The sequence below is a fragment of the Erwinia sp. TECH1 genome (assembly GCF_054057575.1).
In genome coordinates, this window is the sequence record NZ_JBSRZK010000001.1 from 2,304,580 (window position 1) to 2,323,438 (window position 18,859).

An 18,859-nucleotide genomic window follows, 5' to 3' on the forward strand; every position below is an offset into this window, starting at 1 on the left:
TTGATAATGGCGAGGTTTAATGGCGCAAAACTCAATTGAGGAACTGCGCCATGTCAGACAACCTTCCAGGCCTGATAAAACAGGGGGCCTGGCAACTGCTGGATCTGCGACATCATAGTGTCTTACTGCTGCTCGGCCTTGTGCTGATGGCTGTTATGCTGACCGGCTGCGATCGGCAAAAACAACAAAATCCACCCGCACCGCGTCCGGTTGAATGGATGACGATCGGCCCGCGCACGGCGCCTGCTCAGCAGACGCTGACCGGTGAAGTCCGCGCGCATGATGAAACCTCCCTGAGTTTCAGGCTGGAGGGCCGCATACTGACGCGCAGTGCCGACGTCGGGAGCCGGTTCAGCCAGGGCGACACGCTGGCCGTGCTGGACAGTCCGGCGGCGCTGAACCAGGTTATCAGCGCGCAGGCTGATGTCAGCAGCAGCCGGGCCGCAGAAAAAGTGGCGCTGCTTAATCTGCATCGAATGCGTCTTCTGATGCCGTCCGGTGCTATCGCTCGTGCTCAGCTGGATACGGCCACGGCTGACTGGCAGGCGGCGCTTTCGCGCACGCAGAGCAGCGAGGCGGCGCTGAAAAATGCGAAGGAAAACCTGCGCTGGACGGCCCTTACCGCGCCTGCCAGCGGCGTAGTGACGGGCGTCAGCGCATCAGCAGGGCAGGTTGTCAGCGCCGGAGAAACGGTATTTACCGTTGCCGCTGGCAATGGCCGCGACGTCGTGTTTGACGTTGCCAGTCCCGCAATGGTATCCCGCCAGCCCGGTGCCGTTTTTCACCTTGCGCTGCTGCGGGATCCGACCGTAAGCGCGCTGGGGCATCTGCGCGATATCAGTCCGCAGGCCGATCCGCAAACGCGAAGCTGGCGAGTGCGGGTCACGCTGGATAATCCACCGCCCGATATGGCGATGGGCGCCAGCGTCACGGTCACGCTGCCAGCCGCAGAAACGGTAGCTGAGGCGGTTATGGTGCTTCCGGCGTCGGCCCTGACGCGCCAGGCAGGCGATCCCGCCGTATTTGTGCTGGATGCGGTTAACAACCGGGTCCGTCGGAGAGCCGTGCATATCGCAGGCTATTCGGCAGATTCCGTATTTATACGCGCCGGGATCGCGCCCGGGGAGCGGGTCGTTACGGCGGGCGTCAGAAGCCTGCGTGACGGCGAGCGCGTGGCCTGGAGCAAGGAGGATCAGGATGAAGCAGAGCTTTAACCTTTCCGCCTGGGCGCTGAAGCAGCAGCAGTTAATTGCCTTCCTGATGCTGCTCATTATGGCTGCGGGCATCATAAGCTATGAGCAGCTTTCGCGGACTGAAGATCCCGCATTTACCATCAAAACGGCGGTGGTTTCTGCCCAATGGCCGGGCGCGAACCTCAGCGATACGGTCAGGCTGGTGACCGACACGCTGGAGAAAAAACTGCAGGAGATCCCCCGGCTTGACTACGTCCAGAGCGAGACGCACGCCGGGCGCAGCGTTATCTTTATAAACCTTCGCGATGATACGCCCCCTGCGCAGGTTGCCGACATCTGGTATCAGGTACGTAAAAAAATGCAGGATGCCGCCCCTTCTTTACCGCAGGGCGTGCAGGGGCCTGCCGTCAACGATGATTTTGAAGACACCTTCGGCACTATTTACGGGTTTACCGCAGAGGGTTTTTCCATGCGGGAATTAAGAGATCGGGTGGACAACATTCGCCGGGATCTGATGAGCCTGCCGGACGTGGGTAAAATTCAGCTGCTGGGCGAGCAGGAAGAGCAGCTGGTGGTGGCCTTTTCACCGCGTAAGCTGTCATCGATGGGGCTGGATTTACAGCAGGTCGCTGAGGCGCTTCGCGCGCAGAACGTGGTAGAGCCAGCGGGTACCGTGCGTACGGCCGATGACACTATAGCGCTGCGAGTCAGCGGGGCTTTCAAAAACGAAGAGAGCCTGCGCACGGTGACGCTGCGGGTAAACGGACGCTATATCCCTCTTACAGCGATTGCCGCCGTCGTGCGCAGACCTACAGAGCCGCCTGCGCCGCTTTATCGCGTCAACGGACAGCCTGCGATCGGGCTCGCCGTCTCGATGGCGCAGACCGGGAATATGCTTGCTTTCGGCCAGGCGCTGCGCGCGCGCATGGCAGGCGAGGCCGAACGGCTGCCGCACGGTATTGAGATGACGCGTATTGCCGATCAGTCCGCCGTGGTGGATGAGGCCGTCAGCGGATTTATGCACGTGCTCGTAGAGGCAGTGATCATCGTGCTGGCCGTGTCTTTTGTTTCACTGGGCCTGCGTGCCGGCCTGGTGGTGGCGGCAGCAATCCCGCTGGTGCTGGCTATGACATTTATCTGTATGCACCTTGCCGGTATTGGGCTACAGCGGATCTCGCTCGGCGCGCTGATTATCGCCCTGGGGCTGCTGGTTGACGATGCAATGATAACGGTGGAAACCATGGTGGCCAGGCTTGAAGCCGGCGATTCACGCGCCAGCGCGGCAACCTATGCGTTCACCTCTACGGCGTTTCCGATGCTGACCGGTACGCTGGTCATGATTGCCGGTTTTATTCCGGTCGGCTTGGCCGCCTCAAGCGCGGGAGAATACTGCTATACCCTGTTTGCCGTGGTGCTGATTGCGCTTATCAGCTCATGGATAGTGGCCGTGCTGTTTTCACCGTTGACCGGCAGCTGGCTGCTGCCGGGCACCCGGCAGAAACACGCCGCCGGTCCTGGTCGCCTCGGCGGGCTTTATCGCCGCCTGCTCGCCCGCGTTCTGCAACACCGGCTTCTGACGCTTGGCCTCGCGCTACTGGCGCTGCTGCTGGCAGGTGCGGGTATGACCCGGATGCAGGGCGAGTTTTTCCCGGCCTCGGATCGGCCCGAGCTTCTGGTCAGCCTGTCTTTGCCAGCGAATGCCTCTCAGGAGGCGACCCTACGTCAGACAGAGCGGCTGGAACAAGCCGTATCAGCCAGCCGCGACGTTGACCACTACTCGTCTTACGTCGGCACCGGAGCAGTGCGCTTTTATCTGCCGATGGACGTTTTACTTGATGATGAAAATACCGCTCAGCTGGTGGTGGTGGCCAAAAGCCTGGCGGCCAGAGAAAGACTGCGGCGCTATCTTGATGGCGTGCTTGCGCGGGATTTTAGCGACATCACCACGCGGGTTGCTCCTCTTGAGCTGGGGCCGCCCGTAGGCTGGCCCGTTCGCTACCGCGTCAGCGGGCCTGACTACCAGCAGGTCAGGGCGCAGGCAGAGCGACTGGCAGCAACGCTTGGCGCCTCTCCGCTGACGCGTGAGGTCAACCAGACGGCGGGCGAGCCTGAACGGGTTGTCACGCTGAAGGTGGATCAGTCGGCCGCGCGGGCAGCGGGCCTCTCTTCCGAGTTGATTGCCCGTTATCTGAACACGCTGTGGTCGGGAATGCTGATTACCACCGTGCGTGACGGGAACAGGCTGGTTGATGTCGTTCTCAAGGGCAACGATGAAGGGCGCCGTCTTGACAGCCTGTCCGGGCTGCTTCTGACAGCGCAAACGGGCGCGAAAATCCCGCTGGCGCAGGTGGCCACGCCGCAGTGGGGGCTTGAGGATCCCGTAATCTGGCGGCGTCAGCGCCTGCCGTTTATCACCGTGCAGACGGATCTTGCACCTGGCCTGCGCGCCGAAAGGGTATCGGCCGGGCTGAAGCCCGTTATTGACCGCTTCAGGGCCGGACTGCCGCTGGGTTACAGCCTCAGCGAGGACGGAGCCGTAGCCGAGTCCGACAAGGGCAACAGCTCTGTATTTGCTATTCTGCCAGTCACGCTGCTCTGTATGCTGGTGCTGCTGATGGTTCAGCTACAGCGCGTTTCCCGTATGCTTCTGGCGCTGCTGATGGCACCTTTTGGCCTGCCCGGAATCGTGCTGGCTATGCTGCCGACAGGCACGCCGATGGGCTTTGTGGCGCTGCTGGGCATCATTGCGCTTGCGGGCATGATTATCCGCAATGCGGTCATACTCATCACTGAGGCGGACAATAACCGGCGCTCAGGTATGCACTATAACGCCGCCATTCAGGCCGCTGCCTCTCACCGCGCCCGCCCAATCCTTCTGACGGCCAGCGCAGCCATCCTGGGCATGATCCCCATTTCCCGCCAGATTTTTTGGGGGCCAATGGCGCTGGCGATTATCGGCGGGCTGATCGTGGCGACGCTGGTGACGCTCACCGTTTTGCCGGCGGCCCTGAGTCTGGTGATGCAGACGGAAGCGCGCCGGGCCAGCCGGAAAAAATCTTCTGGCGCTGAAGCAGGATAGATAAAAGCTGGCCCTGTCCGGGCTTCTCTTTACGGACGGAGGCCAGCTTTCAGAATGGCGCTTTCCGGGAAACAGCGCTCTTCAGGGTCTGCAACTGACATCGGGTAATGCCCGAAACCCGATGGCGAATTTGGCTTATCGCAGCCTGTGCATGACGTACGCGCCACCGTTCAGGATCCTGATGCAGCTGAAGCCGGGCTTTTTGCCCGTTCGCTGTTCTTACCACTATGGCCGGGAGAAACGTCGACGACGGCATTCGCAGCGTTAGCGGGAAAGCGCAGCGTAAACCGATTGACGCCGTGCTCGCTGTTTACCTCACAGCTTCCCTGATGTAATCGCATAATGCTGCGCACGATAGACAATCCCAGCCCGCTGCTGCCCTGATGACGTGAGGTGTCAGCGCGCCAGAAACGGTCAAAAATGCGCGACTGGTACTCGGCGCTCAGCACCGGGCCATTGTTTTCCACTACCAGTTCGATGGCGTGCGGCTGCGCCTTGCTATAGACGTGGATTGTGGTGTTACGCTCGCCATAGCTCAGCGCATTCGCTATCAGATTCGCCAGCGCGCGTTGCACCAGCAGCGGGTCGGCAGACAGTTCGCCATCCAGCCTTATCTCAAGCCGCATCGCCTTTTCTTCCGCCATATTGTCAAAATAGCTCTGCAATTTCTCACCAGGCTGCGCCAGATCGATGCGCTGAATAGCTATCGACTGGCTGGCATCCTCCGCCCTGGCAAGAAACAGCATGTTGTCGATCATCCTGGCGAGACGCTCCAGCTCTTCATAATTGGAGCCTAATAACGCCTGATAATCGCTGAGGCTGCGCGTCTGGCTCAGCGCCACTTCGGTCTGGCCGATCAGCGTACCGATCGGCGTGCGCAGCTCGTGCGCCATATCCGCAGCAACCTGGCTCAGCTGTTGGTAGCCGCCTTCAAGGCGACCGAGCATTTGGTTAAAAGCAGCGATAAGCGGCTGCAGTTCAGCCTGAGCCTGATCGGGCATGCGGCGTGATAAATGACGCACATCGATCGCGTTCGCCTCGGTTGTCAGGCGGCGGAGTGGGGATAAACCGCGCCGCACCAGCCAGACGCTTATGGCTGCCACCAGTAAGGCAGCCAGGGAAGTCGCCAGGATAATTTGATTACGGTAGCCGTGCAGCGTTTGCGTGCGATTGTTCATCAGGCGACCGGTGACGATCTCAATCTGTCCGCTGCCGTCGCGCGTGGGCGTGAGTGCCGCCGCCGCGATAAAAGGCGTGCCGTCATCGCTGGCAAAGTGATGAACGGACGACAGCGTCAGCGGCTGATCAGCGGCGACAGGCGTAATAACGGGAAGAGGGCGCCGGCCAGGATTGACCGCAATCAGCGGTGGCTGGCCGGGAAAACGCAGCACCAGTAAAGACTCGGTGTTACCCAGCATATTGGCAAACAAACGCGGCTTTTGCTGGATAAGCGTAATGGCATCTTCATCGCGTAACAGCGTGCGGATCTGATCGATACGCGTCAGCAATGCGCCATCGTCGCGTAGCCCAATTTGTATGGCCAGCGAGTGATAAAGCGCAAGGCCAATGAGTGCAAAAATCGCCATCACCGTGGCGCTTAACATAAGCGACAGACGCGCCGCGAGAGAGTATTTTTTCACGGTTCTGCTTCGCAGCGATAGCCCACGCCGTGCACGGTATGGATCAACGGTTGGGCAAAGGGGCCATCAATTTTCTGCCGGAGGCGTTTTACCGCCACATCCACCACGTTGGTGTCGCTGTCAAAATTCATATCCCACACGCGGGAAGCAATCAGGGGGCGGGTCAGCACTTCGCCAGGATGCAGCAGAAACAGATGCAGCAGGTTGAACTCTTTGTTGGTCAGGTCGATTCGCTGACCGTCGCGCTCGACGCGGCGTTTAACAATATCGAGCTGCAAATCGGCCAGCGTCAGCACATCCGGCAGCTTTTGCAGGCTGCCGCGTCGCAGCTGCGTGCGGACGCGCGCCAGCAGCTCGGCGAACGAAAAGGGCTTGACCAGATAATCATCCGCGCCCAGCTCCAGTCCTTTAATACGGTCTTCCAACGTGCCTTTGGCCGTCAGGAAGATCACCGGCGTGTGGATCTGTTTATCGAGCGCCGTCATCACCTGCCAGCCATCCATACAGGGCATCATTACGTCGAGTAAAATCAAATCGTAATGATGCTCCTGCGCGTAAAACAGGCCGTCCTGGCCGTTTTCCGCCACGTCGACGATAAACCCCGCTTCCGTCAATCCTTTGCGCATGTATTCGCGTGCCTTGACTTCATCTTCAATCACTAAAATTTTCATGCGCTTCTCCCTGTGAACCCTGTTAAGGCAGTGCGTGCTGCGCGGCTTGCTCGATCAACCGCGCAACCTCATCAGGATGCGACTGATACACCGAGTGGCTGGCACCGGCAATTTCCACCGTATGGCTGTGCGCGCGTTTGGCGTACAGACGTTCCAGATCGGGGCTGATAATTTTGTCAGCTTTCGCCACCATGTACCAGCTGGGTCGCGTTTTCCATGCCGGATGGGGAATGTTGGCGGTGAACACTGCTGCGTTGGTCGGCATCTGCGCATGGGCTTCGAAATTGGCCTGGGCGGCAGGCAGGTCGGCAGCGAAATCGCCATGATAATATTCCGGGGCAATAGAGAGATAGCCATCGCTCGATTTTACAAACGGATGCGCGCTATTGGGGATTTTTTTGCCGTTATCGGCTTCGGTTTCGCCATTTTCCGGCACGTGCGCGGCAATATACACAAGACCAGCCACTTTATTGTCGTTGCCCACTTCACTGATAATCGCGCCGCCGTAGCTGTGGCCCACTAAAATCACCGGGCCGTTTTGTCGATCGAGAACGCGACGCGTCGCGGCCACGTCTTGCGCAAAGCTGGTCAGCGGTTCCTGCACCAGCGTCACGTTATAATCATCATGCGTCAGCCGATCGTACACCGCGCGCCAGCCCGCGCCGCCGACGAAAGCGCCGTGAACCAGCACAATATTCTTGACCGGCTGCGCCTGAGCCTGCGCCGTGCCGCCTGCGATTGCCACCAGCATACTCACTGCAAGAACAACTTTTTTCAGTTTCATGATCGTGCTCCTGATTAGGAAAGTTCGTCTACAGGATAGGAAACCGGCGCTGACATCAGGGTGAGGGAGTGATGACAAAAAAATGACGCCGGAGGGAAGGGGATGTAGGTGATCTGGTACTGATTAACGGCGGAGGCAGATTCGCGCAAGGCTGAAATAGTGGTGACTTCTGACAGGCGTATGTCGCCGAAAGCCGTTGCGCTTATATAGCCTCGCGGGAAGCCGCATTTGCGGTGCGGCTCCCGTTAGCCTGCGGATAAAGACATAACGAGGTTTCTTTGTCTGCCTCCATGCGACCCTTGGCCAGGTGAGGGCGACTATCACTCAAAGCAGCCCCTTGACTTGCACACCAACGACCATCCTATAGAATTATTAATGATTCCTTTTAAAGTATATCCGTCTGATTAATTTTCATTGAAATATTTTCCGTATAACAATTACTTATTCAATACTTATCAATTACTTACATCTTGTTAGAGGATAGCCAGCCATGACTGAGCCAACCGCATCCGATCAATTGAAAAATCAGGACTTTGATACTTTCAGGGCAACCGTATTACCCCATCTCGATCAACTTCTTGCAGATAATCCGCCTCCCCCAGGGCAGACTTTTGACAGGGATAAAGCGGTGCATGACATGTACGATCTGGTAAATGGCCGCTATGACATTGAATCAGCAGAACCCGCCGCCGCCGCAGAGTTGGAACTTGACTCTGCACCAAATAAGACGGGCGTTAGTGAATGCACTATGTGGGAAATTACCGTCATCTGTGACGTCCTGTCTGTTGGGCTACAGTATTGCGGCATAGCGGGAGCACCGGCTCAACGGGCGGCGGCACAGATTGCCGGTCAGTTGAATGCAGCGCAGCTAAATGGCTTGCAGCTGTTACTTCAGGCGTTCCGTAATGCGCAGGGCGCGCGCGCGACAGGTCAGGCGGTTTTCAACCTGCTCAGCGCTATCTGGAAATTGACGGGTATTCGACAATTTCTCGGCGCGCTTGAAACAAATTTCGCCTGGTATAACTGGGTCATTATGGGCACTGTTATTTCAGCGCAGCTGGCCGCGCTTTTCTTAAGCGATGGGTTAGCATTTGTGGCAGAAATAGTCATCATGGGGGCATTTCTTACGCAGCTGGGACTGGATGTGGATCATATGTGTGAAGCTTGCGCCTGGGATTGATATAAAGCTGACGATGACATGCGCGCTTTAATCAGGTGGTGATGACCACTAAAGCGGCTTATACAGCCAATAAAACGGCCGCCAGAATTAACCGGCGGTTCATCCCATTATAGCCCGCAGGTTCAAGCCTGGGATCCATACCGCTACGCACTCAACAGCACTTTACGGCTCGGCCGCCGCTAAACCTTTACGTACAGCACATATAACAAGCTCCGTGCCGATGGATTTTCCGCCAGCCCTGAGCACGGGGTTCCAATTTTTACCCATAAAGAACAATAGCCTTCGCTATCCTGTTAATTGAACTACACTAAAAAAGCCCGCCAGGCGGGTTTTTTTATGTCAACAGGCAGTAAAGAGGCTGTCTGTTTAGCTATTTTGTAGACATAAAAGCCAAAAACAGCGGGCCTTGCTGATTAATTACTTGTTTTTATAAGTATTAATGCAATGTTTTTGTTTTTTCGCTAAGCATCATCCAGGCTTAACGGAAATAGCGTTAGCTCTTATGAGCATGACCGTCGTCGCCCCGACGACGAAAAAAGGGCGAGCGGGCCACGACGGTCTCTTAATTCACTCGTTATGACGGGAAAACCAGTGACGGCAACTATAACCAACGCGAAAGAATCACTGAGTCAGGAAAGCGAGCTGCGGGCGCTGCGCGACGCGCTGCATCAGCGTCTTGACCAGCTCCTGCCCGCGGGTGGCGAACGCGACCGGGTCGGCGCGGCGATGCGTGAAGGCGCGCTGGCGCCAGGCAAACGTATTCGTCCTTTGCTGCTGCTGTTGGCGGCATACGACCTGGGCTGCGACAAAAATCATCCGGGACTGCTCGATCTCGCCTGCGCGGTGGAGATGGTTCATGCCGCTTCGCTGATGCTGGACGATATTCCCTGTATGGATAACGCGGCGCTGCGGCGCGGACGGCCCACTATCCATCGTCAGTTCGGCCAGGACGTGGCGATCCTCGCGGCGGTTGCGCTGCTCAGCAACGCTTTTGGCGTGGTGGCTGGCGCCGAAGGGCTGTCGGATGCCTGTCGTGCCCAGGCCGTGGCGGAGCTTTCCGCCGCCGTGGGTCTGCAAGGGCTGGTGCAGGGACAGTTCCGCGATCTTAACGAAGGCGCGACGGCGCGCAGCGAAGAAGCGATAGCCGATACCAACGACCTGAAAACCAGTATGCTATTTAGCGCCACGCTGCAAATAGCGGCGCTGGCGGCGGATGCAACGCCAGCCGTGCGCCAGAAGCTGGGCTGTTTCGCACGCGATCTGGGCCAGGCTTTTCAGCTGCTCGACGATCTGGCGGACGGCTGTAGCGGCACGGGAAAAGATATTAACAAGGACGCCGGAAAATCGACGCTGGTGGCGCTGCTGGGCGCCGAGGCGGTGCGCTCACGCCTGCACGAGCATCTGCACAGCGCCGATCAGCATCTCTCCGTCTGCCAGCACGGCCTGGCGACGCGGCGTTTTATGCATAGCTGGTTCAGCCAGCAGCTGGCGACCTTTAGCTAAGTATTCACAAACGGAGCGTGAATGAAGGACGCGAACCTTATACAGCGTAAGAACGATCATCTTGATATCGTACTCAACCCGGCTGCCGACGCCCGTAAAAGCCGCACCGGATTTGAACACTGGCACTTTGAGCACTGCGCGCTGCCCGAGCTGGATCTGGACAACATCGATCTCAGCACTACGCTGTTTGGCCGTCAGCTACGCGCGCCGCTGCTGATCAGCTCGATGACCGGCGGCGCGGCCCGCGCCCGCGACATCAATCTTAATCTGGCTCGTACCGCGCAGACGCTGGGCCTGGCGATGGGCGTCGGCTCGCAGCGCGTGGCGCTGGAAAGCGACGTCAGCTTTGGCCTGACCAGCGAGCTGCGTGCGATAGCGCCGGATGTGCCGCTGTTGGCTAATCTTGGCGCGGCGCAGATCCACGGCCAGCGCGGGCTGGACTATGCCCGTCGCGCGGTGGATATGATCCAGGCGGATGCGCTGATCGTGCATCTTAACCCCTTGCAGGAAGCCCTACAGGAAGGCGGCGACCGCGACTGGCGCGGCGTGCTGGACGCCATCGCGCTGCTGGTGAAGCAGCTTGAGGTGCCGGTCGTGGTGAAAGAGGTCGGTGCAGGTATTTCACCCGCGGTGGCGCGCCGTCTGAGCGAGGCGGGCGTCGCGATGATTGACGTCGCGGGCGCTGGCGGCACCAGCTGGGCAGCGGTAGAGGCGGAAAGAGCGTCGCGCCCTGAAATGCGCGCCATGGCGATGGCGTTTGCCGACTGGGGCATTCCAACGGCCGACGCACTGTGCAGCGTTCACGCCGCGCTGCCGACCCTGCCGCTGATCGCCTCCGGCGGTATCGCCAACGGTATCGACGTCGCAAAAGCGCTGGCGCTGGGCGCCGATCTGGTGGGGCAGGCAGCGGCGGTGCTCGCCAGCGCCAATGCCTCTTATGAGGCGACCGTCACGCACTTCCAGACCGTTATCGCCCAGCTCAGGATCGCCTGCTTCTGCACCGGCAGCGCCAGCCTGGCCGGTCTGCGTCAGGCAAAGCTTTCCCGCAACAGGAGCGAGGCATGAGTCATTACGCCGTGGTTGCGCCGCCGCTGTACAGCCACTGGCAGGCTTTACAGGCGCTGGCGCAGGCGCTGATTGACCGGGGTCATCAGGTTACGTTTATTCATCAGGCGGAGGCGGGCGCGCTGCTCAACGATCCGCGCATCGCTTTTCAGGCTGTTGGTCAGGATTCCCATCCGCCCGGCAGCCTGGCCCGCACGCTCAGGCTGGCCGCTTCACCTGCCGGCACGTCGCTGTTCGCGCTGATTAAAGATATGTCCCGCGCCACGGATATGCTGTGCCGCGAGCTGCCGGCCGTATTAAAGAAACTGCGGGTGGACGGGCTGATCGTCGATCAGATGGAGGCGGCGGGCGGGCTGGTAGCGGAAGGGCTGGCGCTGCCTTTTGTTTCCGTCGCCTGCGCGCTGCCGGTTAACCGCGAGCCGGGCATTCCGCTGCCGGTAATGTCGTTTGGCTACGGCACCGACCCGCGGGCGCAAAAGCTGTTTCGCACCAGCCAGCGCATCTATGACTGGATGATGCGCAGCCACGGCCGCGTGATTGCGCGCCACGCCGAGCGCTTTGGCCTGGCGCCGCGCACGGGGCTGCATGAATGTCTGTCGCCGCTGGCGCAAATCAGCCAGACCGTGCCCGCGCTGGATTTTCCGCGCCACGCGCTGCCGGCGCATTTTTACCAGGTCGGGCCGCTGCGTCCGACCACCACGGAACGGCGCTTCTGGCCGTTGCTCTCTTCGCGCCCCTTTGTTTTCGCCTCGCTGGGCACGTTACAGGGGCACCGCTTCCGCCTGTTCAAGACCATCGCTCGCGCCTGCCGTCGTCTGCATGTCCAGCTGCTGATCGCCCACTGCGGCGGCCTGACGCCCGGCCAGGAGGCGGAGCTGGAAGCCTGCGGCGCCTACTGGGTAACGGATTTTGCCGATCAGCTGAGCGTGTTGCAGCAGGCGCAGGCGGTGATCACTCACGGCGGCCTGAATACCGTGGCGGACGCCGTCAGCAGCTCGACGCCGATCCTGGCGGTGCCTATCGCTTTCGATCAGCCCGGCGTCGCCTCGCGCGTTGTCTGGAATGGCCTGGGCCGTCGCGTTTCCCGTTTCGCCAGCAGCAAAACGATGGCGAAACAGCTGGCCGCGCTGCTTCAGGACAAAGGCTGTCACAGCAGGATGAAAGAGGCGCAGCGCCAGCTAAGTCAGGCAGGCGGCGCGCAAAGGGCGGCGGATATCGTAGAACAGGCGCTGGGTTCGCGTTCGGAAAGGATTAAGGCGACAGGATGACGAAATGGGATGTAATTCTGGTGGGCGGCGGGCTGGCCAACGGGCTGATAGCCTTGCGGCTGCGCCAGCGGCAGCCAGGGCTGAAGGTGCTGATGCTGGAGGCGGACGCGCGCGCGGGCGGCAATCACACCTGGTCTTTTCATGAAGATGACTTAACGCCCGCGCAGCATGAATGGCTGCGTCCGCTGGTGGCGCACCGCTGGCAGGGCTACGAGGTGCGTTTTCCTCGCTACACGCGCACGCTGCCGGGCGACTACCTTAGCGTGACGGCGGAAAGCTTTGCGCAGGCGCTGGAAACGGCGCTGGGCGAAAATCTCTTAACGTTGTGCGAGGTCAGCGGCATCACGCCGCACGGCGTCACGCTGGCGGACGGCAGCACGCTGCACACCGCCGCGGTGATTGACGGGCGCGGCTATCAGCCCAGCCCCTGGCTGACGGTAGGGCTACAGGCCTTTCTGGGACAGGAATGGCGGCTGGCGGCGCCGCACGGGCTGACGCGGCCTGTGCTGATGGATGCCACCGTGGATCAGCAGCAGAGCTACCGTTTCGTCTATACGCTGCCGCTGTCGGCAGACACGCTGCTGATCGAGGACACACACTATCAGGACAGTACGGCGCTGGACGCCAACGAGGCGCGGCAGCGGATCGCCGACTATGCGCAGGATCAGGGCTGGACGCTGCAACATCTCCAGCGCGAAGAGCAGGGCGTTCTGCCGATCACGCTCCAGGGGCAGCCACGGGCTTTCCGTCAGGAACGGGAACAGCTTTGCAGCGGTCTGCGCGCGGGCCTCTTTCATGCTACTACCGGCTACTCGCTGCCGCTGGCGGCGACGCTGGCCGACCTGATTGCCGACAACGGCAGGCCGACGCACGAGCGGCTGCATCCGCTAATCGGGCAGTTTATGGCCCGGCAGTGGCGGCGTCAGCGCTTTTTTCGCATCCTCAACCGGATGCTGTTTCTGGCCGGACGGCCGGAGCGGCGTTGGCAGGTTATGCAGCGCTTCTATCAGTTAGACGATGGGCTGATCGCCAGATTTTACGCCGGTCGTCTCAAACCTTTAGATATGGCACGGATCCTTACAGGCAAGCCCCCGGTACCGGTCGGCGAGGCGTTGCTGGCCGTGTTAAAAAAATCTCCCCGGCTGCGAGCTTTCTGATGAAAAAAACACTTGTAATTGGCGCCGGTATTGGCGGCCTGGCTTTGGCTATCCGTTTACAGGCGGCGGGCGTGCCCGTGCTGCTGCTGGAAGCGCGTGATAAGCCCGGCGGCCGCGCTTATGTTTACGAAGATCAAGGATTTACTTTTGACGCCGGGCCAACGGTGATCACCGATCCTTCGGCCATTGAAGAGCTGTTTACGCTGGCCGGACGGCGCACCGCAGACTTTATCGATATGCTGCCGGTCAAGCCTTTTTACCGCCTCTGCTGGGAGTCGGGCGAGGTGATGGATTACGACAACGATCAGCAGCAGCTGGAAGAGGCGATCGCACGGTTCAATCCTGACGATGTAGAAGGCTATCGCCGCTTTCATGCCTACTCGCGCGAGGTCTTCAAAGAAGGCTACCTTAAGCTCGGCAGCGTGCCTTTTCTCTCGGTCGGCGACATGGTTAAAGTCTCGCCGCAGCTAATCCGCTTACAGGCGTGGCGCAGCGTTTACAGCATGGTGTCGAAGTTTATTAAAAACGAACATCTGCGCCAGGCGTTCTCTTTTCACTCGCTGCTGGTGGGCGGCAACCCTTTTGCGGCCTCGTCCATTTATACGCTGATCCACGCGCTGGAGCGCGAGTGGGGCGTCTGGTTTGCGCGCGGCGGCACCGGCGCGATGATCCAGGGCCTGACCCGACTTTTTTGCGAGCTGGGCGGTCAACTTGAACTGAACACGCCGGTTAAAAAGCTGGAAACGGAAGGCGACCATATTACGGCGGCGATCACCGCCGATGGTCGACGGATTGAAGTCGCGGCCGTCGCTTCCAATGCCGATGTGGTGCAAACCTACGCCAAACTGCTTGGTCATCATCCTCACGGCGCTGCGCAGGCCGCCGTGCTGAAGAAAAAAAGCATGAGCAACTCGCTGTTTGTGATCTATTTTGGCCTGAACAATCCGCACAGCCAGCTGGCGCACCATACGGTCTGCTTCGGGCCGCGCTACAAAGAGCTGATTGAGGAGATTTTCCATCATGACAAGCTGGCGGATGACTTCTCTCTTTACCTGCACTCGCCGTGCGTAACCGATCCCTCGCTGGCGCCGCCGGGCTGCGGCAGCTTCTATGTGCTGGCGCCAGTGCCTAACTTAGGAACGGCGAACCTGGACTGGGACGTGGAGGGGCCGCGCCTGCGCGATCGCATCTTCGCCTATCTGGAGGAGCACTACATGCCGGGCCTGCGCGAGCAGCTGGTGACGCAGCGTATCTTTACGCCGTTTGATTTCCGCGACCAGCTGGACGCGCATCTGGGCTCCGCCTTCTCCGTAGAGCCGCTGCTGACGCAGAGCGCCTGGTTCCGGCCGCACAATCGCGACAGCAAAATCGATAACCTCTATGTGGTCGGCGCGGGCACCCATCCCGGCGCGGGCATTCCCGGCGTGATCGCTTCTGCGAAAGTGACCGCCAGCCTGATGCTGGAGGACAGGGCACGATGAATGAGGCGCTGCTCAGCCATGCCACGGAAACCATGGCGGCGGGATCGAAAAGCTTCGACACCGCCGCCAAACTGTTCGATCCGGCCACCCGGCGCAGCGCGCTGATGCTTTACGCGTGGTGCCGCCACTGCGACGACGTGATCGACGATCAGCAGCTGGGCTTTCAGGCCGCCGCCGCGCAAAGCACGCCGCTGCAAAGGCTGGAAACGCTGAAGGCGTTAACGCTGCGCGCCTGCGCGGGCGAGCCGATGAGCGATCCCGCTTTCGCCGCGTTTCAGGAGGTGGCGCTGGCCCATGCCATTCCGCAGCAGCAGGCGTTCGATCATCTGGAAGGCTACGCCATGGACGTGCGTGGCGATCTTTACCCCACGCTGGACGATACGCTGCGCTACTGCTATCACGTAGCGGGCGTGGTCGGCCTGATGATGGCGCGAGTGATGGGCGTGCGTGATGAAGCGGTGCTGGATCGGGCCTGCGATCTGGGGCTGGCTTTTCAGCTGACCAATATCGCCCGCGATATCGTTGAGGACGCCGGAAACGGCCGCTGCTATCTGCCAATTAACTGGCTGGCTGAAGAAGGACTCACGCTGGAGAACTATGCGCAACCGGCCAGTCGCGACCGGCTGGCGAAAGTGGCGCAGCGGCTGGTGGCGGCGGCTGAACCTTACTATGCGTCGGCCGAGGTGGGCCTGGCCGGCTTGCCGCTGCGCTCCGCCTGGGCTATCGCCACCGCGCGCGGCGTCTATCGGGAAATTGGCGTGAAGGTCGATCGCGCCGGCAGCAAAGCCTGGGATCGCCGCCAGGGCACCAGCAAGGCGGAAAAGCTGGGCCTGCTGGCGGGCGGGGCGGTCAGGGCGCTGGCTTCTCGCGGGAAGCAGGCTGCGCCGCCTCGTTCTGCGGCCCTGTGGCAGCGTCCCGGCGGCGGCGGCGACCGTGCCGCTGGCGCAGCGTAGCCTGAAGTTTATCTACCGGCGGCGCATAGAGAAAACCGAAAGAGACGCAGCCTTCCCGGCCGCGCACCGCGTGATGCAGACGATGCGCCATATACAGGCGTTTCAGATAGCCACGGCGGGGCACGTAGCGGAAAGGCCAGCGCTGGTGCACCAGACCGTCGTGCACCATAAAATAGAGCAGGCCATAGGCGGTCATACCTGCGCCGATCCATTGCAGCGGCCAGTAGCCGATGCTGCCCAGATAGATCAGCACGATAGAGAGCACGGCGAACACCACGGCGTACAGATCGTTTACTTCAAACCAGCCCTTGCGCGGCTCGTGGTGGGAAAGGTGCCAGCCCCAGCCCCAGCCGTGCATAATATATTTGTGCGCCAGCGCCGCGATAATCTCCATCGCGGCGATAGTCGCCAGCACAATCAATGTGTTGTACAGCCACAACATAGTTTTTTCCATCCGGTATCAGGTGGGTTAAGCGTAGTTCAGCGCTATTACTCCTGCACGGCTTCTAACATCTTCACCATCGCCCGCAGATTGGCGGAGCCGCTGCCTTTGCGCCACACCAGCCAGATCGCCAGCTCGCCCATGCTGTCGCTCAGCGGCCAGGCGCTGACGCTGTCTCTGCCGGGCATACTCTCCAGCATACTTTTCGGGATCAGCGCCAGCCCGGCGCCCGCGCTGACGCAGGCCAGAATGCCGTGATAGGACTCCATCTCGAAAATCTTGCCGGGCGACGCGTTTTCACGGGCGAACCAGTTCTCGAACAGACGGCGATAGGAGCAGTTGGCGCGGAAAGCGTAAATAGTGGCGCCTGAAATTTCCCTGGCGCAGGTGACCGGCGGATGGTTCAGCGAAGAGATCAGCACCATCTCCTCGTTAAAAACCGGGATGCCTTCCAGCTGCGGATGCTTCGGCGGCCCGTCGATAAATACCGCGCTGAACTCGCCCGCCAGCAGCCCGTCGGTCATCGCGCCGGACGGCCCGGTAGAGAGATCCAGCTCTACCTCCGGCCAGGCCTGATGATAGCGGGCAATCAGCGGCGGCAGCCGCACCGCGGCGGTGCTCTCAATCGCGCCAAGGGTAAAGACGCCGGCAGGATGCTGGCTGGAAACCTGAAGGCGCGCCTCCTCAGTCAGTGCCAGGATGCGGTTGGCGTAATCCAGCAGCGTGCGGCCCGCGTCGGTAATATGCAGGCGCAGTTTTTCGCGGCTGAACAGCGCCGTGCCCAGCTCGTCCTCCAGCTGGCGCAGGCGGGTAGAAATATTAGAAGGAACGCGGTGCAGTTTACCCGCTGCCGCCGTCACGCTGCCTTCTTCCGCGATGGCGCGGAACACTTCCAGCTGGGTCAGATCCATAAACATTCTCATTTTGAGCAGGATATTTTCATTATTATTCATTTTTCAGGAAGGATGCGCAAGGCTAAGATAGCGTCACTATCACCAACCGGCCTGAGAGGCCGACGGAGGATCTTATGACGACTTCATCAGCAGTTCAGGCGGGCGCCGTATCCCGTAACCCTTTTACCGGCGACATCATTCGCCAGACGCCTTTCGCTACCGCCGCCGAGGTGGAAACCGCGCTGGCGCAGGCCCAAGGCGCGTTTCAGCACTGGCGTCACAGCGAGGTGGCGGAACGCAGCCAGCTGTTGCTGAACATGGCGGCCAGCCTGCGTAAACATGCTCGCGCGCTGGCGGAAATGATGACCGACGAAATGGGCAAGCCGATTACCCAGAGCCTGGCCGAAGTGGAAAAATGCGCGCGCCTGTGTGAATGGTATGCGGAACAGGGGCCAACAATCCTGGCGCCGGAAGCCACGCTGGTTGAAAACGAAAAAGCGCACGTCAACTATCTGCCGATTGGCCCGATCCTGGCCGTGATGCCGTGGAACTTCCCGGTATGGCAGGTGCTGCGCGGCGCGGTGCCGATTATTATGGCGGGCAACAGCTATCTGCTGAAACCTGCCCCAAGCATTATGGGCAGCGCGCTGCTGCTGCAATCCGTGCTGGCGGAAGCGGGCGTGCAGCAGGGACTGTTTAGCGTCCTGAATGCCGATAACGACGCCGTCGCTACTATTATCAAAGACTCACGCATCGCGGCCGTGACCCTGACCGGCAGCGTGCGCGCAGGCGCGGCTATTGCGGCGCTGGCGGGCGCGGCGGTGAAGAAAAGCGTGCTGGAGCTGGGCGGTTCCGATGCCTTTATCGTGCTGGCCGACGCCGATATCGATGCGGCGGTGAAAGGCGCGGTGGCGGGTCGCTTTATGAACGGCGGCCAGGTCTGTATGGCTGCTAAGCGGATTATCGTGGAGGAGGCCGTTTTTGCCGAGTTCCGCGACAAATTCGTGGCGGCGGTAAAAGAGCTGGTGGTGGGCGATCCGCGTGACGAGGCGACCTATATCGGCCCGATGGCCCGTTTCGATCTGCGCGACGAGCTGGATTCTCAGGTTCAGGCTACCATCGCCGAAGGCGCGGAGTGCCTGCTGGGTGGCCACGTGATGCAGGGCAAGGCGAACTTCTATGCGCCTACCGTGCTGAGCAACGTCAAACCCGGCATGACCAGCTTTAAGCAGGAGCTGTTTGGCCCGGTTGCTTCGCTGATTGTGGCGAAGGACGCGGACGACGCGATTGCGCTGGCTAACGACTCCGAGTTCGGCCTGGGCGGCAGCCTGTGGAGCCGCGACGTGGCGAAAGCCCGCAGGCTGGCCGCGAAGGTGGAAACCGGCGGCATGTTTATCAATACGCCGAGCTTCTCCGACCCGCGCGTGCCGATTGGCGGCGTTAAGCACAGCGGCTACGGTCGCGAGCTGTCCCACTTTGGTATTCGGGAATTTACCAACGCGCAGACCGTCTGGGCAGAATCCTGATTGGATCCTTTGGGCAGGACGCTG

15 protein-coding genes are annotated in these 18,859 nt (G+C 60.4%); 10 read left to right on the top strand and 5 right to left on the bottom strand.

The window, feature by feature from the left end; genetic code table 11:
* The first annotated feature begins 50 nt into the window (after window positions 1–50).
* Both ACVWZ0_RS10830 and ACVWZ0_RS10835 read left to right on the top strand, forming a co-directional pair.
* Window positions 51–1,214 carry an efflux RND transporter periplasmic adaptor subunit gene (locus ACVWZ0_RS10830; RefSeq protein ID WP_253454286.1) on the top strand — a complete coding sequence of 388 codons (1,164 nt, stop codon included), beginning with the start codon at window positions 51–53 and terminating at the stop codon, window positions 1,212–1,214.
* Window positions 1,198–4,272: an efflux RND transporter permease subunit gene (locus ACVWZ0_RS10835; protein ID WP_253454285.1), complete on the top strand. Its 3,075-nt coding sequence runs from the start codon at window positions 1,198–1,200 to the stop codon at window positions 4,270–4,272. The genes ACVWZ0_RS10830 and ACVWZ0_RS10835 overlap by 17 nt, the downstream gene beginning before the upstream one ends.
* A gap of 170 nt (window positions 4,273–4,442) precedes the next feature.
* Here the strand turns inward: ACVWZ0_RS10835 and ACVWZ0_RS10840 are convergent, their stop codons facing one another.
* The 3 genes from ACVWZ0_RS10840 to ACVWZ0_RS10850 are packed head-to-tail and all read right to left on the bottom strand — an operon-like array spanning window position 4,443 to window position 7,367.
* The gene (locus ACVWZ0_RS10840; protein WP_253454284.1) at window positions 4,443–5,912 is read right to left on the bottom strand and encodes a heavy metal sensor histidine kinase; all 1,470 of its coding nucleotides are present in this window, start codon (window positions 5,910–5,912) and stop codon (window positions 4,443–4,445) included.
* Window positions 5,909–6,583 (bottom strand): heavy metal response regulator transcription factor, encoded by a 675-nt coding sequence (locus ACVWZ0_RS10845; protein ID WP_253454283.1) that lies wholly within the window; start codon window positions 6,581–6,583, stop codon window positions 5,909–5,911. The genes ACVWZ0_RS10840 and ACVWZ0_RS10845 overlap by 4 nt, the downstream gene beginning before the upstream one ends.
* 22 nt (window positions 6,584–6,605) lie before the next feature.
* On the bottom strand, window positions 6,606–7,367 hold the full coding sequence (locus ACVWZ0_RS10850; protein WP_253454282.1) for an alpha/beta fold hydrolase: 762 nt from the start codon (window positions 7,365–7,367) through the stop codon (window positions 6,606–6,608).
* 490 nt (window positions 7,368–7,857) lie between these two features.
* Between ACVWZ0_RS10850 and ACVWZ0_RS10855 the strand changes: the two genes are divergently transcribed.
* The 7 genes from ACVWZ0_RS10855 (at window position 7,858) to crtB (ending at window position 15,974) form a co-directional block, all read left to right on the top strand.
* Window positions 7,858–8,547: a hypothetical protein gene (locus ACVWZ0_RS10855; protein ID WP_253454281.1), complete on the top strand. Its 690-nt coding sequence runs from the start codon at window positions 7,858–7,860 to the stop codon at window positions 8,545–8,547.
* 591 nt (window positions 8,548–9,138) lie between these two features.
* Complete coding sequence (locus ACVWZ0_RS10860) at window positions 9,139–10,050, top strand: polyprenyl synthetase family protein (RefSeq protein ID WP_253454280.1); 912 nt, start codon at window positions 9,139–9,141, stop codon at window positions 10,048–10,050.
* Window positions 10,051–10,071: 21 nt separating this feature from the next.
* Entirely contained in the window at window positions 10,072–11,115 is a 1,044-nt protein-coding gene (gene fni, locus ACVWZ0_RS10865) for a type 2 isopentenyl-diphosphate Delta-isomerase (RefSeq protein ID WP_253454279.1), read from the top strand.
* Window positions 11,112–12,383 (top strand): glycosyltransferase, encoded by a 1,272-nt coding sequence (locus ACVWZ0_RS10870; RefSeq protein ID WP_253454278.1) that lies wholly within the window; start codon window positions 11,112–11,114, stop codon window positions 12,381–12,383. The genes fni and ACVWZ0_RS10870 overlap by 4 nt, the downstream gene beginning before the upstream one ends.
* Entirely contained in the window at window positions 12,380–13,540 is a 1,161-nt protein-coding gene (crtY, locus tag ACVWZ0_RS10875; protein ID WP_253454277.1) for a lycopene beta-cyclase CrtY, read from the top strand. The genes ACVWZ0_RS10870 and crtY overlap by 4 nt, the downstream gene beginning before the upstream one ends.
* Complete coding sequence (locus ACVWZ0_RS10880) at window positions 13,540–15,021, top strand: phytoene desaturase (RefSeq protein ID WP_253454276.1); 1,482 nt, start codon at window positions 13,540–13,542, stop codon at window positions 15,019–15,021. The genes crtY and ACVWZ0_RS10880 overlap by 1 nt, the downstream gene beginning before the upstream one ends.
* The gene (crtB, locus tag ACVWZ0_RS10885; RefSeq protein ID WP_253454275.1) at window positions 15,018–15,974 is read left to right on the top strand and encodes a 15-cis-phytoene synthase CrtB; all 957 of its coding nucleotides are present in this window, start codon (window positions 15,018–15,020) and stop codon (window positions 15,972–15,974) included. Before ACVWZ0_RS10880 ends, crtB begins: the two co-directional genes overlap by 4 nt.
* Here the strand turns inward: crtB and ACVWZ0_RS10890 are convergent.
* Together ACVWZ0_RS10890 and ptrR are read right to left on the bottom strand one after the other, a co-directional pair.
* Window positions 15,871–16,416, bottom strand: coding sequence for a sterol desaturase family protein (locus tag ACVWZ0_RS10890; RefSeq protein ID WP_253454274.1), 546 nt, complete (start codon window positions 16,414–16,416; stop codon window positions 15,871–15,873). The genes crtB and ACVWZ0_RS10890 overlap by 104 nt on opposite strands.
* Before the next feature lie 47 nt (window positions 16,417–16,463).
* The gene (gene ptrR / locus ACVWZ0_RS10895) at window positions 16,464–17,327 is read right to left on the bottom strand and encodes a putrescine utilization regulator PtrR (protein ID WP_253454273.1); all 864 of its coding nucleotides are present in this window, start codon (window positions 17,325–17,327) and stop codon (window positions 16,464–16,466) included.
* A 116-nt stretch (window positions 17,328–17,443) separates the two neighbouring features.
* Between ptrR and ACVWZ0_RS10900 the strand changes: the two genes are divergently transcribed.
* The gene (locus ACVWZ0_RS10900; RefSeq protein WP_253454272.1) at window positions 17,444–18,835 is read left to right on the top strand and encodes an NAD-dependent succinate-semialdehyde dehydrogenase; all 1,392 of its coding nucleotides are present in this window, start codon (window positions 17,444–17,446) and stop codon (window positions 18,833–18,835) included.
* Window positions 18,836–18,859 lie beyond the last annotated feature (24 nt).

What these genes read in the sequence shown, in the direction of transcription:
- ACVWZ0_RS10830 (WP_253454286.1), top strand. Translation starts at nt 51, where the DNA reads ATGTCAGACAACCTTCCAGGCCTGATAAAACAGGGGGCCTGGCAACTG.
- ACVWZ0_RS10835 (WP_253454285.1), top strand. Translation starts at nt 1,198, where the DNA reads ATGAAGCAGAGCTTTAACCTTTCCGCCTGGGCGCTGAAGCAGCAGCAG.
- ACVWZ0_RS10845 (WP_253454283.1), bottom strand. Translation starts at nt 6,583, where the DNA reads ATGAAAATTTTAGTGATTGAAGATGAAGTCAAGGCACGCGAATACATG.
- ACVWZ0_RS10850 (WP_253454282.1), bottom strand. Translation starts at nt 7,367, where the DNA reads ATGAAACTGAAAAAAGTTGTTCTTGCAGTGAGTATGCTGGTGGCAATC.
- ACVWZ0_RS10855 (WP_253454281.1), top strand. Translation starts at nt 7,858, where the DNA reads ATGACTGAGCCAACCGCATCCGATCAATTGAAAAATCAGGACTTTGAT.
- fni (WP_253454279.1), top strand. Translation starts at nt 10,072, where the DNA reads ATGAAGGACGCGAACCTTATACAGCGTAAGAACGATCATCTTGATATC.
- ACVWZ0_RS10870 (WP_253454278.1), top strand. Translation starts at nt 11,112, where the DNA reads ATGAGTCATTACGCCGTGGTTGCGCCGCCGCTGTACAGCCACTGGCAG.
- crtY (WP_253454277.1), top strand. Translation starts at nt 12,380, where the DNA reads ATGACGAAATGGGATGTAATTCTGGTGGGCGGCGGGCTGGCCAACGGG.
- ACVWZ0_RS10880 (WP_253454276.1), top strand. Translation starts at nt 13,540, where the DNA reads ATGAAAAAAACACTTGTAATTGGCGCCGGTATTGGCGGCCTGGCTTTG.
- crtB (WP_253454275.1), top strand. Translation starts at nt 15,018, where the DNA reads ATGAATGAGGCGCTGCTCAGCCATGCCACGGAAACCATGGCGGCGGGA.
- ACVWZ0_RS10890 (WP_253454274.1), bottom strand. Translation starts at nt 16,416, where the DNA reads ATGTTGTGGCTGTACAACACATTGATTGTGCTGGCGACTATCGCCGCG.
- ptrR (WP_253454273.1), bottom strand. Translation starts at nt 17,327, where the DNA reads ATGGATCTGACCCAGCTGGAAGTGTTCCGCGCCATCGCGGAAGAAGGC.
- ACVWZ0_RS10900 (WP_253454272.1), top strand. Translation starts at nt 17,444, where the DNA reads ATGACGACTTCATCAGCAGTTCAGGCGGGCGCCGTATCCCGTAACCCT.